Annotated in this window: 17 protein-coding genes; 11 read left to right on the plus strand and 6 right to left on the minus strand. The window is 66.3% G+C overall.

Annotated features, from left to right (window positions below; genetic code table 11):
- Positions 1–29: 29 nt before the first annotated feature.
- From ACTDXD_RS20820 to ACTDXD_RS20830, 3 genes are read right to left on the minus strand one after another with little or no spacing between them, the layout of a single operon-like run.
- Positions 30–2,063, minus strand: coding sequence for an ATP-dependent DNA helicase (locus ACTDXD_RS20820; RefSeq protein ID WP_440124143.1), 2,034 nt, complete (start codon positions 2,061–2,063; stop codon positions 30–32).
- A gap of 25 nt (positions 2,064–2,088) precedes the next feature.
- Entirely contained in the window at positions 2,089–2,664 is a 576-nt protein-coding gene (locus tag ACTDXD_RS20825; protein ID WP_440124144.1) for a nicotinamidase, read from the minus strand.
- A 5-nt stretch (positions 2,665–2,669) separates the two neighbouring features.
- The gene (locus ACTDXD_RS20830) at positions 2,670–4,007 is read right to left on the minus strand and encodes a nicotinate phosphoribosyltransferase (protein WP_440124145.1); all 1,338 of its coding nucleotides are present in this window, start codon (positions 4,005–4,007) and stop codon (positions 2,670–2,672) included.
- A 69-nt stretch (positions 4,008–4,076) separates the two neighbouring features.
- Between ACTDXD_RS20830 and clpS the strand changes: the two genes are divergently transcribed.
- From clpS to rdgB, 7 genes are all read left to right on the plus strand, one after another.
- Positions 4,077–4,412 (plus strand): ATP-dependent Clp protease adapter ClpS, encoded by a 336-nt coding sequence (gene clpS / locus ACTDXD_RS20835; protein ID WP_169688496.1) that lies wholly within the window; start codon positions 4,077–4,079, stop codon positions 4,410–4,412.
- A gap of 26 nt (positions 4,413–4,438) precedes the next feature.
- Positions 4,439–5,017, plus strand: coding sequence for an oxidative stress transcriptional regulator AosR (aosR, locus tag ACTDXD_RS20840; RefSeq protein ID WP_440124146.1), 579 nt, complete (start codon positions 4,439–4,441; stop codon positions 5,015–5,017).
- The gene (locus ACTDXD_RS20845; protein ID WP_440127733.1) at positions 5,005–6,093 is read left to right on the plus strand and encodes a P1 family peptidase; all 1,089 of its coding nucleotides are present in this window, start codon (positions 5,005–5,007) and stop codon (positions 6,091–6,093) included. Before aosR ends, ACTDXD_RS20845 begins: the two co-directional genes overlap by 13 nt.
- A 46-nt stretch (positions 6,094–6,139) precedes the next feature.
- On the plus strand, positions 6,140–6,763 hold the full coding sequence (locus ACTDXD_RS20850; RefSeq protein ID WP_440124147.1) for a rhomboid family intramembrane serine protease: 624 nt from the start codon (positions 6,140–6,142) through the stop codon (positions 6,761–6,763).
- Positions 6,764–6,892: 129 nt separating this feature from the next.
- Positions 6,893–7,654, plus strand: a complete 762-nt coding sequence (locus tag ACTDXD_RS20855) for a cyclic nucleotide-degrading phosphodiesterase (protein WP_440124148.1) — start codon at positions 6,893–6,895, stop codon at positions 7,652–7,654.
- 47 nt (positions 7,655–7,701) lie between these two features.
- Positions 7,702–8,490: a ribonuclease PH gene (gene rph / locus ACTDXD_RS20860; protein WP_440124149.1), complete on the plus strand. Its 789-nt coding sequence runs from the start codon at positions 7,702–7,704 to the stop codon at positions 8,488–8,490.
- Position 8,491: 1 nt separating this feature from the next.
- Positions 8,492–9,112 (plus strand): RdgB/HAM1 family non-canonical purine NTP pyrophosphatase, encoded by a 621-nt coding sequence (gene rdgB / locus ACTDXD_RS20865; RefSeq protein WP_440124150.1) that lies wholly within the window; start codon positions 8,492–8,494, stop codon positions 9,110–9,112.
- A 52-nt stretch (positions 9,113–9,164) separates the two neighbouring features.
- On the opposite strand, the gene ACTDXD_RS20870 is transcribed toward rdgB, so the two are convergent.
- Positions 9,165–9,734 (minus strand): TetR/AcrR family transcriptional regulator, encoded by a 570-nt coding sequence (locus ACTDXD_RS20870; RefSeq protein ID WP_440124151.1) that lies wholly within the window; start codon positions 9,732–9,734, stop codon positions 9,165–9,167.
- Between the two features lie 116 nt (positions 9,735–9,850).
- On the opposite strand from ACTDXD_RS20870, the gene ACTDXD_RS20875 reads away from it, so the two are divergent.
- On the plus strand, positions 9,851–11,092 hold the full coding sequence (locus ACTDXD_RS20875) for an oxygenase MpaB family protein (RefSeq protein ID WP_440124152.1): 1,242 nt from the start codon (positions 9,851–9,853) through the stop codon (positions 11,090–11,092).
- A gap of 51 nt (positions 11,093–11,143) precedes the next feature.
- Here the strand turns inward: ACTDXD_RS20875 and ACTDXD_RS20880 are convergent, their stop codons facing one another.
- Positions 11,144–11,572: an ATP-binding protein gene (locus tag ACTDXD_RS20880; RefSeq protein WP_440124153.1), complete on the minus strand. Its 429-nt coding sequence runs from the start codon at positions 11,570–11,572 to the stop codon at positions 11,144–11,146.
- A 39-nt stretch (positions 11,573–11,611) separates the two neighbouring features.
- The gene (locus tag ACTDXD_RS20885; RefSeq protein ID WP_440124154.1) at positions 11,612–11,995 is read right to left on the minus strand and encodes an STAS domain-containing protein; all 384 of its coding nucleotides are present in this window, start codon (positions 11,993–11,995) and stop codon (positions 11,612–11,614) included.
- Between the two features lie 162 nt (positions 11,996–12,157).
- Between ACTDXD_RS20885 and ACTDXD_RS20890 the strand changes: the two genes are divergently transcribed.
- Genes ACTDXD_RS20890 through ACTDXD_RS20900 form a run of 3 tightly spaced genes read left to right on the plus strand, consistent with a single transcriptional unit; the run spans position 12,158 to position 15,437 of the window.
- Complete coding sequence (locus ACTDXD_RS20890; RefSeq protein WP_440124155.1) at positions 12,158–13,360, plus strand: PP2C family protein-serine/threonine phosphatase; 1,203 nt, start codon at positions 12,158–12,160, stop codon at positions 13,358–13,360.
- Positions 13,357–15,000 (plus strand): sensor histidine kinase, encoded by a 1,644-nt coding sequence (locus tag ACTDXD_RS20895; protein WP_440124156.1) that lies wholly within the window; start codon positions 13,357–13,359, stop codon positions 14,998–15,000. The genes ACTDXD_RS20890 and ACTDXD_RS20895 overlap by 4 nt, the downstream gene beginning before the upstream one ends.
- On the plus strand, positions 14,997–15,437 hold the full coding sequence (locus ACTDXD_RS20900; RefSeq protein ID WP_169688508.1) for a response regulator: 441 nt from the start codon (positions 14,997–14,999) through the stop codon (positions 15,435–15,437). The genes ACTDXD_RS20895 and ACTDXD_RS20900 overlap by 4 nt, the downstream gene beginning before the upstream one ends.
- Positions 15,438–15,449: the final 12 nt, after the last annotated feature.

A 15,449-nucleotide genomic window follows, 5' to 3' on the forward strand; every position in this document is an offset into this window, starting at 1 on the left:
GCCGGAATCCGGGCTCGGAACCCACATTTTCACGAACCGGTGAGTCGGGAGAGCGACTTCCGGGCGACCTGAGGGTCGGCGGTCTCCCAGAACGGCGGGAGCGACGCGCGCAGATAACCACCGTAACGGGCCGTGGCCAGGCGAGAGTCGAGCACGGCAACGACCCCTCGATCGTCGGTTGACCGCAACAACCTGCCGACACCCTGGGCGAGGAGCAGCGCAGCATGGTTCGCTGCGACGGCCATGAACCCATTGCCGCCGCGGGACTCGACAGCACGCTGCCGGGCGACCAACAGCGGATCGTCGGGGCGGGGGAACGGGATCCGGTCGATGAGAACGAGCGAGAGCGACCGGCCCGGCACGTCGACGCCCTGCCACAGCGACAGGGTGCCGAACAGCGACGTCGCTTCGTCGGCTGCGAACTTGTCGACCAGTGCACCCGTGGAATCGTCGCCCTGGCACAGGATCGGGGTATCGATCCGGTCTCGCAGAGCTTCGCTCGCGGCCTTCGCGGCGCGCATCGACGAGAACAGACCCAGGGTGCGACCACCTGCTGCCGTGACCAGCTCGGCGATCTCGTCGAGATGCGACGACGCAAGCCCGTCGCGGCCGGGCGGCGTCAGGTGCTTCGCGATGTACAGAATCCCGGATTTCGCGTGGTCGAACGGCGACCCGACGTCGACGGCATTCCACTTCAGTTCACTCTTGTCGGCGGGCGGTTCGACCCCCGATGCGGCAGTGGTCTCGCTGCGCGAGGGTGCCTGCGGGGGGAGCCCCCAATTGACGGCCAGACCGTCGAACGATCCGCCGACCGTGAGCGTCGCAGAAGTGAGCACCACCGTCGACTCGCCGAACAGTCGAGACCGCAGCAGACCCCCGACCGACAACGGCGCGATCCGTACCGTGCGCCGCACATTTCCGCGGAACTCGTCGGCCGCCAGCCACACTACATCCTGACGCTGTGCGGGATCGGGCTGCTCGAACGTCGTCAGAGCCCGCACCGCGCAATCGTGCACTTCGTCGATCTCGGAGAGAGCCTGGCTGCGGGCTGCGGCGGCTTCCGGATCGGTGCCGGGCTTGGCCGGCCCGATGGCGGTGTGTACGGCCCACGCGGCATCGCGGATCGACGCAAGGGCAGCTGCCGCACCCTCGGGCATCGAATCCCACCGGGCGGCGGGCAGCTCCTCGAGCAGCGACTCCCAGTTCTCGGCCGCACCCTCTAGCCGATCGACGTCTTCGTCCTCGACGAGCTTGAGACAGCGCCGCGCGGCTGCGGAAATGCTGCTGCTCGACAACTCGGCGGTAGCGACACCGGTGACCCGGTCGACAAGCTCGTGGGCTTCATCGATGACGACCACGTCGTGTTCGGGCAGGATCGCGATTCCCGTGATGGCGTCGATCGCGAGGAGCGCATGATTGGTGACAACCACATCGACCTGAGACGCTTCGGTGCGTGCGATCTCGGCGAAGCAGTCGTCGCCGACCGGGCAGCGTGCCTTGCCGAGGCATTCGCGTGCGGTGACACTGAGCTGGCGCCACGCCTGGTCGGAGACGCCGGGGGAGAGGTCGTCGCGGTCGCCGGTTTCCGTGCTCGACGACCATTCCGTCACGCGGCGCACCTCGCGGCCGATGCGTGAGAGCGTGAACGCGTCGAAGAGCTGGGCCTCGGCCGGCGCCTCCTCGGCGAGACCCGTGTGGATCTTGTTCAGGCAGAGATAGTTTCCGCGGCCCTTGAGGATGGCGAAGCGAGGCCTCCTGCCGAGGGCGTCCTCGAGTGCCTCGGCGAGACGCGGGAGATCGCGGTCGACGAGCTGACGTTGCAGCGCGATCGTCGCGGTGGACACCACAACCGTGCGGCCGGTCTGTACCGCATACCGGATGCTCGGAACGAGGTACGCGAGCGACTTTCCCGTGCCGGTGCCCGCCTGCACCGCGAGGTGCTCACCGGTGTCGATGCTGTGTGCTACCGCGGACGCCATGGTCAGCTGATTGCGCCGCTCCTTGCCGCCCAGAGCGTGCACCGCCGTACGTAGCAATTCGGGGACATCGGGGAGTTCAGGCACCGAGCCAGGGTAGCGGGACCCACCGTCAGATTTCGGCGCCGACCCATTCGACCAGGTCGACGCCTGCGCTGCGCATCTGATCGAGCGCGGACTCGATGGTCGCCTCGGCGACACCGGCCGTGTAACCCAGCAGCACCCGCGTCCCGAATCCCGCCTCGACGGCATCCAACGCGGTCGCGCGCACGCAGTGATCGGTGGCGATCCCGACGACGTCGACGTCCGTCACACCGCGCTCGCGCAACCACCGCGCGAGGGGCTGCCCCGACTCGTCGACGCCTTCGAAACCGGAGTACGCGGCCTCGTACGCGCCCTTCGAGAACACCGCTTCGATCCGTGACAGCTCCAGATCCGGATGGAAGCAGGCGCCGGCGGTGTCGGCGCGACAGTGCGGCGGCCAGGTATCGAGGAAGTCGGGATCGTCCGAGAAGTGCTCACCCGGATCGATGTGATGGTCGCGTGTTGCGACCACATGGGAATAGTCGTCCCCACGCTCGGTGAGGAGACACGTGATGGCGGACGCGACCGCGGTGCCACCGGTCACTGCGAGCGCGCCTCCCTCGCAGAAATCGTTCTGTACGTCGACCACGAGTAGTGCTCGCACCGCCCTCACCTCTGCTCCGCCGAAGTCACGAAACGAGTGGGGATCGCCGGGTCGCCTGCCGAGATCGTCAGCCCTTCCCACGGCAGACTCACCATCGACCTCCTCAGATACTTCCTGCTGTCCTCCAGGGTAGGGAGGCCGGGGACCGGCTCGCCACCGCGAACCAGCGGAACCGTCAGGTCGGTCGCAGACCGCCCCTCACCCGTCGGCACCTCGAGGTGTTCGGGGTAGACGACCTCTTCGACGACGGTGCCGGTGCGGCGCGCATACCGCACGGCGCGCTTCGCGCCGCCCCGCGATTCCTTGGCCGTACTGCGTTTCTCGACCGGAATACCGTCGACCTCGACGAGCTTGTAGACCATGCCCGCGGTCGGTGCACCCGAACCCGTGACCACGGAGGTCCCCACTCCGTAGGCGTCGACCGGCTCGGCGCGCAGTCCGGCGATCGCGTATTCGTCCAGGTCGCCGGACATTACGATCTTCGTCCGCCGAGCGCCGAGGCCGTCGAGCTGTCTGCGCACCTGACGTGCAAGGACCCCGAGATCGCCGGAGTCGATCCGGACACCGCCGAGTTCCGGACCCGCCACCTCGATCGCCGTCGCCACCCCCTGCGTGATGTCGTAGGTGTCGACGAGCAGGGTCGTACCGACACCGAGCGACTCGATCTGACTGCGGAACGCCGACGCCTCGTCGCGGCCGTGGGCAGTGGTGTGCAGAAGTGTGAACGCGTGGGCCGCGGTTCCGGCTGCGGGAACGCCGTAGCGACGCGCAGCTTCGAGGTTGGACGTCGAGTCGAAGCCCGCAAGGTATGCCGCGCGCGCTGCCGATACAGCTGCTTCCTCGTGCGCGCGGCGCGAACCCATCTCGATCAAGGTGCGACCGTCGGCCACGCTGACCATGCGCGCTGCAGCGGATGCGATAGCGCTGTCGTGATTGAAGATCGACAGGGCCAGCGTCTCGAGCAGGACGCATTCGGCGAACGTGCCGTGGACGGACAGGACCGGCGAGCCGGGGAAATAGAAGTCGCCTTCGCGATAGCCGTCGATGTCGCCGCTGAACCGGAAGTTGCGCAACCAGTCGACGGTCGACGGTTCGAGGAACTCCGCCGCCACAGCGAGTTCGGCGTCGCCGAATCGGAACGCCGGTAGAGCATCGAGCAGCCGCCCCGTGCCTGCGACCACCCCGTACCGGCGACCGGCCGGAAGCTTGCGGGCGAACAGTTCGAAGACGCAGGGGCGGTTGCCCGAGCCGTCGGCCAGAGCGGCTTCGAGCATCGTCAGTTCGTATTTGTCCGTGAACAGTGCGGTGCTCACCGGCTTCGTACCGGCGGATGTGACAGCCATCCGCTCACTCTAGAGCGAGCACGGTGACGACGGGTTTTTCGAGCCGCGAGAACGCCGTACCCTTGACGCATGGCGCCGTGTTCCAGGACAACCCCCCTCGACGTCCACTTGATCACCGCGGGCCAGGCCATGCCTGCCGAAGCGGAAGTCGTCGAAGAAGCCGAGGCGGTCGATCGACCGTGGGTGACGGTGGTGTGGGACGACCCCGTCAATCTCATGCACTACGTGACGTTCATCTTCCAGAAGCTTTTCGGCTACAGCAAGGCCAAAGCGACCGAACTCATGCTCAAGGTGCACAACGAAGGCAGAGCCGTTGTGTCGAGTGGGTCCCGTGACAAGATGGAACACGATGTACAGCGTCTACATGCCGCAGGGCTGTGGGCCACGATGCAACGAGACGAATAAGGCGCCTACAGGAGGATCCGACCGACGTGCGGCAGTGGACCAGGAAGAATTCGCTGAGCGGCCCCAAACTTCGCTCGGAGATGGACGGCCACGAGGCCTCCGTACTGCGCTCCCTCGTCGCTTCGGTGCTCGGGATGCTCGAGGATCGTTCCGCGCAGGCACCTCAGGACGACCTGGCGGAACTCACCGGGCTGCGCACAGGCAACCCGACCCCACCCGAGATACCCGCGCTCGAGCGACTACTTCCCGATTTCCACCGACCCGGCGCAGACGCCACCGTCAACCCCGACGACGAGGCAGGCGACCTCAACGGAGCGCTCCGCAGCCTCCACGAGCCGAGCATCATCGACGCGAAACTGGCCGCCGGAGCCGTCATCCTGCGGACCGTTCCCGAGGACGGCGGAAAGGTCGTTCTCAACCCGGAGCAGGCCGAAGCCTGGCTGTACGGGCTCAACGACGTCCGACTCGCGTTGGGCACCACGCTCGGCATCGACGCCGACACCCCCGAAACCCTCGACGACGACGACCCCCGCGCGCCGCACCTCGACGTCTACCACTGGCTGACCTGGATGCAGGACTCGCTCGTCCAGGCATTGCTGCCATGACCCCCGGTCCCACGGATTCCCTGCTAGACGTACCGGGCCTTCGCGTCGGGCACTGGCAGCAACTCGACGACCACGTCACCGTCGCTGGAGAACAACCCGGCACCGGAGCCGCTACCGGCTGCACCGTGATCCTCGCGGACCGACCCACGGTCGGGGCCGTCGATGTGCGCGGCGGAGGTCCGGGCACCCGCGAAACCGACCTGCTCGATCCGAGCCACTCGGTTCAGCACGTCGACGCTGTCCTGCTCACCGGGGGAAGCGCGTTCGGCCTGGCTGCCGCCGACGGAGTGATGCGCTATCTCGAGGAACAGGGTCGCGGCATCCCGATGGGCGCGCCCGGCGCCGTGGTGCCGATCGTCCCCGGCGCGGTGATCTTCGATCTGCCGGTCGGGCGCTGGCACACCCGGCCCACTGCCGACAGCGGCCACGCGGCGGCTGTGGCGGCCACCGACACGGAACTACGGCGAGGCTCCGTCGGAGCAGGGACCGCAGCACGCGCCGGTGTCCTCAAAGGCGGCATCGGTACCGGGAGTGTCCGGCTGACGGCGGGGCCCGCGGCGGGAGTCACCGTCGCCGCGCTGGTCGTGGCGAATCCTGTCGGGTCGGTCTTCGACCCCCACACCGGTCTGCCGTGGGGGCTCGACGCGATTCGCGCCGCCGATCTCGGCCTCGGCGTCCCTGATGCCGACGAACTCGCCGCCGCCAATGCGCTCGGCGACAAAGGCACCGTGCTCAACACGACCATCGGAGTCGTCGCGACCGACGCCCCCCTGACGAAAGCTGCGTGTCGCCGGGTCGCCGTGGCCGGACACGACGGGCTGGCCCGGGCGATCCGACCCGCACACTCACCCCTCGACGGCGACACGCTGTTCGCGCTCTCCACCGGCACCGCAGAGCTCCCACCACCGGAGGGCGTGCCCGACGCCTTCCCCGCCGACCTGCCGATTCTCGCTGCCGTATGCGTAGCCGCGGCCGACGCGGTCGAACGCGCCATCGTCGACGCCGTGCTCGCCGCCGAATCCGTCGCCGGAATCCCCACCTACCTCGACACCTTTCCGTCCGCGCGGAAGCTGTGACCACGACAAACCCACACGCCACCCGGACAGACGTCACAATGGACGCATGACCATTCCGACGGGCACACCACCGACCGAACGGCCGACGTGGCTGCGTTCCGGTATATGGATCGGCGGTTTCGTCGCCTTCCTCTACGTCGTCGAGATCGTGGATCGGATCCTGCCCGCCGATCTCCAGTCGGCGGGGATCGAGGCCCGAACCGGGGACGGCCTGTGGGGAATCCTGTTCGCACCCATCCTGCACGGCGACTGGACGCACCTGACCGCAAACACGGTGCCCGCGCTCGTCCTCGGCTTCCTGGTCCTGTGGTCATCGGGAATCACCCGGGGCATCGCGGCGACCGCCATCATCTGGGTTGTCGCCGGCGTCGGAACCTGGCTGTTCGCCGGCTCCGGCGACAACCACATCGGCGCGTCGTCGCTCATATTCGGCTGGCTGACCTACCTGATCATCCGCGGGATCTTCACCCGCAAGGGCGGGCAGATCGTGCTCGGGCTGGTTGTGCTGTTCTTCTACGGCGGCATGCTGTGGGGCGTCCTTCCCAGCGATCCGTTCGTGTCGTGGCAGGGGCACCTCTTCGGAGCGATCGGCGGAGTCATCGCGGCGTGGGTGCTCTCGTCGGATGCGCGCCGCGCACGATCGGTGAGAACCGCAGACCGGCTGCACTGAATACAGCGACGGCCGTCACGCACCGCCCGGGTGTCGAACCCTGGGTCACAGCTCCGTTGTCATTGTGAGTCCGACCGGAAAACGGGTGTTGGCTTCATCGGGGACCTTCGGCATGGCAGCATGAGCCATATGCGCATGACCGTTCTGGGGTGCTCGGGCAGTGTGGCCGGGCCGGATTCTCCCGCATCCGGGTATCTGCTCACCGCGCCCGACACCCCGCCCCTGGTCATCGACTTCGGCCCGGGAGTGCTCGGAGCATTGCAACGCCACGCCGACCCAGGCGAAGTGTCCGTGCTCCTGTCGCACCTGCACGCCGACCACTGTCTCGATATTCCGGGTCTCCTCGTGTGGCGCCGCTACTCCCCGAATGCCCCCACCGGCAGAGCCCTGGTCTACGGTCCTGCCGGTACCGCGCGACGCCTCGGTGTCGCATCGGCAGAGGTTGCGGGAGAGCTCGACGATATTTCCGACACCCTCGACGTCAGGTCGCTGAGCGACGGAGAAGCGTTCCGCTTCGGTGAGCTCACCATCAGCCCCACCAAGGTCAACCATCCCCCAGAGGCCTACGGATTCCGCATCACCAGCGACTCCGGTCGCACACTCGTCTACACCGGTGACACAGGCATGTGCGATCAGGTGATCGAACTGGCCCGTGGCGCGGACGTCCTGCTGTCCGAGGCGTCCTGGACCCACGCGCCCGGAGTGCGGCCCGAAGGCATCCATCTCTCGGGAACCGAGGCAGGACGGGTGGCCGCCCGCGCCGGGGTCGGCGAACTGCTGCTCACCCACATCCCGCCGTGGACGTCTCGCGAAGACGTCATCGCGGAAGCGAAGGCCGAGTTCCACGGTCCGGTACATGCAGTGACCTCCGGAGACGTGTACCGCATCTGAAGCGGTCCTCCGAGTCGGTTCGACGTGCATCCCCTAGGCTCGTTCGGGTGACGACACGAGCAGACGGCAGGGAAGACGACCAACTCCGCAACATCAAGATCACCCGGGGGTTCACCAATCACCCCGCGGGTTCGGTCCTCGTCGAATTCGGACAGACCCGTGTGATGTGCACCGCGAGCGTCGAAGAAGGGGTGCCGCGGTGGCGTCGCGGATCGGGTCTGGGCTGGCTCACCGCCGAGTATGCGATGCTGCCCGCCGCAACCCACACTCGCAGCGGACGTGAATCCGTCAAAGGCAAGGTCGGCGGTCGTACCCAGGAGATCAGCCGGCTCGTCGGCCGCTCCTTGAGAGCGTGCATCGACCTCGCCGCCATCGGCGAGAACACCATCGCCCTCGACTGCGACGTCCTGCAGGCCGACGGAGGAACCCGAACCGCAGCCATCACAGGTGCTTACGTGGCACTCGCCGACGCGGTCACCTGGCTCCGCGCGGCAGGCCGCCTCGCGGATCCGCAGCCGCTCTCGTGCCAGATCGCGGCCATCAGCGTCGGTGTCGTCGACGGCCGTGTCCGGCTCGATCTGCCGTACGAGGAGGATGCACGCGCAGAGGTGGACATGAACGTCATCGCCACCGACACCGGAACCCTCGTCGAGATCCAAGGCACCGGCGAGGGGGCCACCTTCCCTCGCACGACCCTCGACAAACTGCTCGACTCTGCACTCGGTGGCATCGAGGAACTGTGCCGCATCCAGCGTGAGGTCCTCGAACAGCCGTACCCGGGTGTTCTGCCCGAACCCCTCGTCGCCGAGCCGGCGAAGAAGAAGTTCGGTGCCTGACATGCCTACGCGGGTCCTCGTGGCGAGCCGGAACGCGAAGAAGCTCCGAGAGTTGCAGCGGGTCCTCGACGCGGCAGACATCGCGGGGATCGAACTGGTCGGCCTCGATGCCGTCCCGTCATACCCCGAGGCCCCCGAGACCGGCGCGACGTTCGAGGAGAACGCGGCCGCGAAAGCACGAGACGGCGCCCGCGCGACCGGGATGGCGTGCATCGCGGACGACTCCGGTCTCGAGGTCGATGCGCTGCGGGGCATGCCCGGTGTGCTGTCGGCACGTTGGAGCGGCACTCACGGTGAGGACGCTGCGAACACCGCGCTCGTGCTCGCACAGATGAGCGATGTGCCCGATCCGCAGCGCGGGGCAGCCTTCGTGTCCGCCTGCGCCTTCGCAGTCCCCGAAGGCGACGCGGTCGCGGTGACCGTGGTGCGCGGCGAATGGCGTGGCGCGATCGCCCGTTCCCCCCGCGGCGAGAACGGATTCGGCTACGATCCCGTCTTCGTGCCAGAAGGGGAAAGCCGCACTGCAGCGGAACTCAGCGCCGAGGAAAAGGACGCTGCGTCGCACCGGGGTCGCGCGCTCGCCCTGCTGGTGCCCGCCCTCGCCGCATTCTCCGCGGGCTGATCCCCTGGCCCGGGATGCGACCCACCGCATCCCGGGCATGCACCCGGACGCGTTACCCGACACCGGTCATCTCACCTAGGTACGCGGTGACCATTGCCGTGAGTTCGTCGGCCACCTGCTCGCGGGTGATGTCCGGCTGTTCCAGAACGTAGGACACCGCGACGTTCTCGACAGTGCGCACCAACATCCACGCGATCGCGTCGACAGGGCGACGTCCGCGATCGGTGAGGTGGAACCGCAGCCACATGCCGAGCAGCGCATCGATTCGCTTCTCGAAGTCGGAGAGGCGACTGTCGGGAGCCTTGGGCAGCTCTTCGATCAACACGCGGAGCAGACGCGGATTCTCGCCGAGCGCGCCCAGTAGTTCGAGGAGTGTCTCGCGTACCGACATGTCTTCCGCAGGGCCTTCCAACGCCCTCGTGAACACACGCGAAATGCGAGTGTGGAGCTCCGCAGTCCATCTGTCGACGACCTCGGCGACGATCGCGTCCTTGTCCGGGAAGTACTGGTACAACGACCCGGGACTGATGCAGGCTTGCTCCGCGATGCGATTGGTGGATGCACCGTCGTAGCCGCGTTCGAGCAGTACGGCCCGGCCTGCGTCGATGATGCGCTCGACCATTGCGCGTGAGCGATCCTGCTGAGGTGCCCGTCGGGTTCGGCGCCGTTCCGGCGAGGTCATCTCGCGGCCTGAAATACGAATTGAATGCGAGTAATCACTCGTGTGAGCATAGCGACATGATGACGCAGGAACTCGACTCGCACCTCGAGGCATCCCCGTACCCGAGCCGCTACGAGGGCAACCGACCCCGTAACGAAGCCATCGGCAGGCCTCTGACGCGTTTCGCGAAGATTCGCGAGGTCGACGACGAACTGCTCGACCGGATCGGACGCCGCATGTATGCCCGCGACGAGGTGGGCGCCGCCCTCGTACAGGCCATGCGCCTCGACCGCAACGACCCCGAGCGCGTCACCATGCGTCAGTTCCATCAGGCACTCGAGCACGGCGTCGACACCGTCCCGAACGCACCCGGCGCTCTTCGCACATTCTTCTCCCACGTCGAACAAGTTCCCGACTGGGTGGACTGGAACCTGCTGGAAAGAGGAGCACGCGCATTCCGGCGGATGGGGCGGACGCGCAACGACGTGCTGCTGCAACTCGCACTCATCGGCGGTTACCGATTCGGTGGACCACCCGACCTTCTGGTCGAGACCGGCGGCCTGACCGGATCCACCGCGATGCGACGCCTCGGCGAAACCCAGAAGTGGGGCACCGCGGTGGGGGAACCCGGCGCTATGCGTCGTGACGGTGACGGATTCAAGCTCACCGTGCATGTGCGTGCCATGCACGCCCTCGTCAACCAGCGGTTCGAAACGAACGGTCGATGGGACATCGGGTACTGGGGATTACCCATCAACCAGACCGACCAGGCCGCAACACTCGGATTGTTCAACGGCACGCTACTGATCGGCGCGCGTGCCCTCGGCTATCTGGTCACGCGCGAGGAATCCGCCGCAATCATGCACATGTGGAAGTACATCGGATGGCTCATGGGCGTCGATGACGACTTCCTTTTCGACACGGAGCGCGAACAACACCACTTCAACTACCACGTGGTGCTGGTGCAGGACGACGTCACGCCCGCGGGCGCCGCTCTCTCGCGCGCACTCGTCGACGGCCACCGCACCCTCGACTACGGGAGATTCTCGGGTCTGGTCGGTCGATACGAGCGACTGAGACTGCTGAGCATGCTTCGATTCTTCCTCGGCAAACGAGGCCTCGAGGATCTGGGGTTGCCGACGGTACCGCCTGTGGCGGTGGCGCCGGTCATCGCGAAGAACGTCGTGAAATCGACGCTGATCAAGAGGACACCGGAGGGGCGGCGTTTCCTGGAGTATCTCGGCGACCGGGTTGCACGACGAGAACTCCGGCTCAAATTCGCGGGTGCTCGCGCCGACGTCGGAGCCCTCGAACTCTGAGGGAGATCGAGCCCGGGGGATGAGGTCCGGAATTCCGGACCTCATCGGTGATCAGAGCGCCCAGCGCATCGCGACGTGGGTACCGTCCGACCCCGGGGTGACCACCATCTCCGTCGTGAGTTTACGAATCAGGGCGAGACCGTGCCCGCGCGAGGCATTCGGATCGTGGATCACGTCGCGCCACCGCCCGTGATCGGCAACGGTCACCTCGAGATGACGCTCGTGCGGGCGAAAAGTCACTTCCAGGTCTACCGTGGCCATCTCGTCGTCGGCCGAGTAGGCATGCTCCACCGCATTGGCCAGCGCCTCGTAGCTGGCCAACACCACATCATGCTCGTGGTCCGGTTCGAGGTGCAGAGTCCCCAACCATTGCCGTACAGCCTGGCGCAGGCCGGCGATCTGAGTCGCGTCCGCGCGCACACCCCGGAAGAAGATCCCCCTGGAGGTGAACGATGCGGACCCGTCGGTGTGAGTCTGCATGGCTCCTCGGTTCTAGACGGACAGCGCGTGCGCAGTTGCCTACTTCTCAGGAATCTCCGCCGGCTTCACGGCCGCGAGCGCGTCCTCGAGGCGCGGATGGATGGAGAGGACATCGCCGAGCCCGAGCAGCTCGAGTGGCCGCGCGGTGGCGTTGCCCTCTGCTACTACGGCGAAGGCGACGCTGTCGGCCGCGCGCTTGGACAGGTCCACAAGTAGTGCCATACCCATCGACGCGAGGAAATGCACATCGGTGAGATCGACGATCAGGCCGGACAGATCCTCGTCGAGCAACCCGAGAGCTTCCTCTTCCAGCAACGGAGCGCTGGACAAGTCGACATCGCCACTCACCGACAACACCGCGACGGAATCCGAGCGGGTCGTCTTCAGGCCCATATGCGGATGTTCGCTCGATCGTTCATTCACGTGGCCATCATGCAGGATGGCGCTCGGACATGCGAGACGCGCAGGCAGAGGCCCTGAGGTCGTGCGCACATGTGTACGAGAAGGTTGGGTATTGTTCAGCGGTGGCGTCGGCGGTGTGCCGATCCTCGGGAGGGATCCACCGCCGAAGGAAGGACGACCGCCGTGCACACGCATGGACGACCGCACAACTCGGGATCACCCGCGTCCTTGTTGCTGATCGAGGACGACGCCGGCGACGCGTTACTCGTCGAGGAACTCGTCGCGGACAGTGCGCCCGAGATGAACGTCGTGTGGGTGCAGTCACTCGCTGCCGCACGTGACGCTCTCGCGGCCGGTCTACCCGACTGCGTGTTGCTCGATCTCCACCTCCCCGACGCGCACGGACTCGAAGCTGTCGCACGGGTACAGGAATACGCCGAATCCGTCCCCATCGTCGTGCTCACCGGTATGGCGGAGGAAGAGACCGGACTCGCAGCCGTAGCCGTCGGCGCTCAGGACTACCTCGTGAAGGGCAGAGTCGAGCCGGAGCTGTTCGGGCGCGCGGTGAGCTACGCGATCCAGCGCAAACAAGCCGAACAGAACGCCGCCGCGCTCCAGGCCAGCCAACTGCGCGCCCAGGAGAACGCCCGACTCGAGCGTGGGCTGCTGCCGTCCCCGCTGTTGTGCACCGACGAATTCGAAGTGGTCTCGCGTTACAGACCGGGGCGTACCTCTGCCCTCCTCGGAGGTGACTTCTACGACGTGGTGCAGACCGGAGACGGCACCGTCCACGTGCTCGTCGGTGATGTCGCAGGGCACGGTCCCGACGAGGCCGCCCTCGGCGTGGGATTGCGAATCGCATGGCGCACACTCGTTCTCACCGGCATCAGTGGAGAACGGCAGTTGGCGAAGCTCGAAGAGATCCTTGTCGCAGAGCGAGCGGCCGACCGCGTTTTCGCGACCGTCACCAGCCTGGCCATGACGCCCGATCGCCGAACCTTCACGGTGATGCGAGCAGGCCACCCCGGCATCCTCGTGCGTCGTGGACGCGATGTGGAATGGGTCGAAGCGCCCGGTGGGCCCGCTCTGGGCCTGCTGCCCGGCTCGGCATCGTGGCCGGTTCACAGACTGGAGCTGCCCGCCGAGGGAGCTGTCGTGTTGTTCACCGACGGACTCTTCGAAGGTCATACCGGCGCCGGCCGACAGCGACTCGGCGAAGAAGGACTCCTCGAGCTCGCCCGCCGGTGCGGGCACCTCGGACCCGACGACTTCGCCGACACTCTCATCCAGGGCGCGGAAGAGCTCGCCGATGCCCACGGCGGATTGACCGACGACGTAGCAGTCGTGCATGTGCGATGGAACGGGAAAGCGACACCGGCTGAATGACGAACCCGACAGACACCGAAGCCTCCGACGTGCCGAGCGAGGCACCGCGGAAGACGCGACGATCCCAGGTGACAGTGCAGGGCTGGATCCTCCTGGTGCTCGGGTTCATGGGGGTGCTCGTGGTGATCGGCACCGTCGTCGGTAGCCATTTCCTGTCCCGTACTACCGAGGTCTCCAATTACCTGAGGGATGTCGTGCAACCCGCACGGGTCGAGGCCCACCGGCTTCAGGCAGCGTTGATCAGTCAGGAGACGGGGGCGCGCGGATACATCATCACCGCTGATCCCGAGTTCCTCGGACCATACGAGACCGGACGGGCCGAGGAACAGGACGCCGCCGACACGATGCGTGCGTTGATCGAGCGTCCCGGCCCGATGCCCGATGAGGAAGGGCAGCTGCTCGACGACCTCGAGGAAATCGAGAACGCGGCAGACGAATGGCGCCGGGCCTACACCCTCCCCCTCGTCAGTAGCGTGGTACCGGGCGATCCGCAGCCCGTGGACGTCGGCGCTGTCGAAGCGGGGAGGGTGGCATTCGACAAGTTGCGGGCCCTGTTCGAGATCCAGAACAAGGATCTGGAGGAGGTGAGAGCGCAAGGTATCGCCGAGCTCGAGCATGTGCGGACCGTGCGCGATCGTGTCCTCGGCTCGATGGTTGCGGCATTTCTGCTCAGCGGTGTGGGGCTCACCGTGCTTGTCCAGATTCTCGTTGTGCGCCCACTGGACAGATTGCGAGAGCAAACCCGTATGGTCGCCGGAGGCAGATTCGACGAGCAGATCGTCCCGCAGGGACCAGCAGACATCAGGGCACTCGCCGCGGATGTCGATGGCATGCGTGAGCGTCTTGCAGAGGAACTCACGATTTCCCGGGGCCGCCACGAGCAGGTCGAAAGTCAGGCGGTCGACCTGCGCCGCTCCAACGCAGAACTCGAACAGTTCGCGTATGTCGCGTCGCACGATCTGCAGGAGCCGCTGCGGAAGGTCGCGTCGTTCTGCCAGCTGCTCGAGAAGCGATACGGGGACAAACTCGACGAGCGCGGCGTCCAATACATCGACTTCGCAGTGGACGGCGCCAAGCGGATGCAGGTCCTCATCAACGATCTGCTCACGTTCTCACGTGTTGGGCGGATCAGCGACGAGCACGTTCGTATCGGTCTCGATCGGGCACTCGATTCGGGTCTGAACAACCTCGGGCAAGCCCTCGAGGATTCGGATGCCGTGATCGAGCGTCCCGAATCACTCCCGGAAGTCCTCGGAGATCCGACTCTGCTCATCATGCTGTGGCAGAACCTGGTAGGAAACGCGATCAAATTCCGGCATCCCGACAGGACCCCGGTGGTGCACATCGCATGCGAGCAGACCGACGCCGTGTGGACGGTGAGCGTGACGGACAACGGTATCGGCATTGCCGAAGAGTTCGCGGAGAAGGTGTTCGTGATCTTCCAGCGTCTGCACGGCCGGGAGTCCTATGGAGGCACCGGCATCGGGCTGGCACTCTGCCGCAAGATCGTGGAGTACCACGGTGGGGAGATCTGGATCGACCAAGCGCACACCGACGGTACTCGCTTCTGCTTCACAATCCCGGTCGAGGGCGATGAAGAACCTGCGACCGACACTGCTCTGGAAGGAGCATCAGCATGACCCCTACCGGTAAGCCGATCGACGTCCTGCTCGTGGAGGACGATCCCGGAGACGAACTGATGACGCGTGAAGCGTTCGAGGACAACAAGATCGGAAACTCTCTGCACGTTGCCCGCGACGGTGAGGAGGCACTCGACTTCCTCTATCGCCGAGGCGCTCACGCTGATGCACCCAAGCCGGACCTGATCCTGCTCGACCTGAATCTGCCCAAGTACGACGGCAGGCAGGTGCTCGAGCAGATCAAGTCCGACCCCGACCTCGCGCCGATCCCGGTGGTTGTGCTCACCACGTCGTCGGCCGAAGAGGACATTCTGCGCAGCTACCGGTTGCACGCCAACGCATACGTCACGAAACCCGTCGACCTCGACCAGTTCATCAAGGCCGTCAAACAGATCGATGAGTTCTTCGTCCAGGTGGTGCGGCTACCCACGCGCTGAGCGCGGGTAGCC

The sequence above is a fragment of the Rhodococcus sp. SJ-3 genome, assembly GCF_051918125.1.
Taxonomy (GTDB): domain Bacteria; phylum Actinomycetota; class Actinomycetes; order Mycobacteriales; family Mycobacteriaceae; genus Rhodococcus.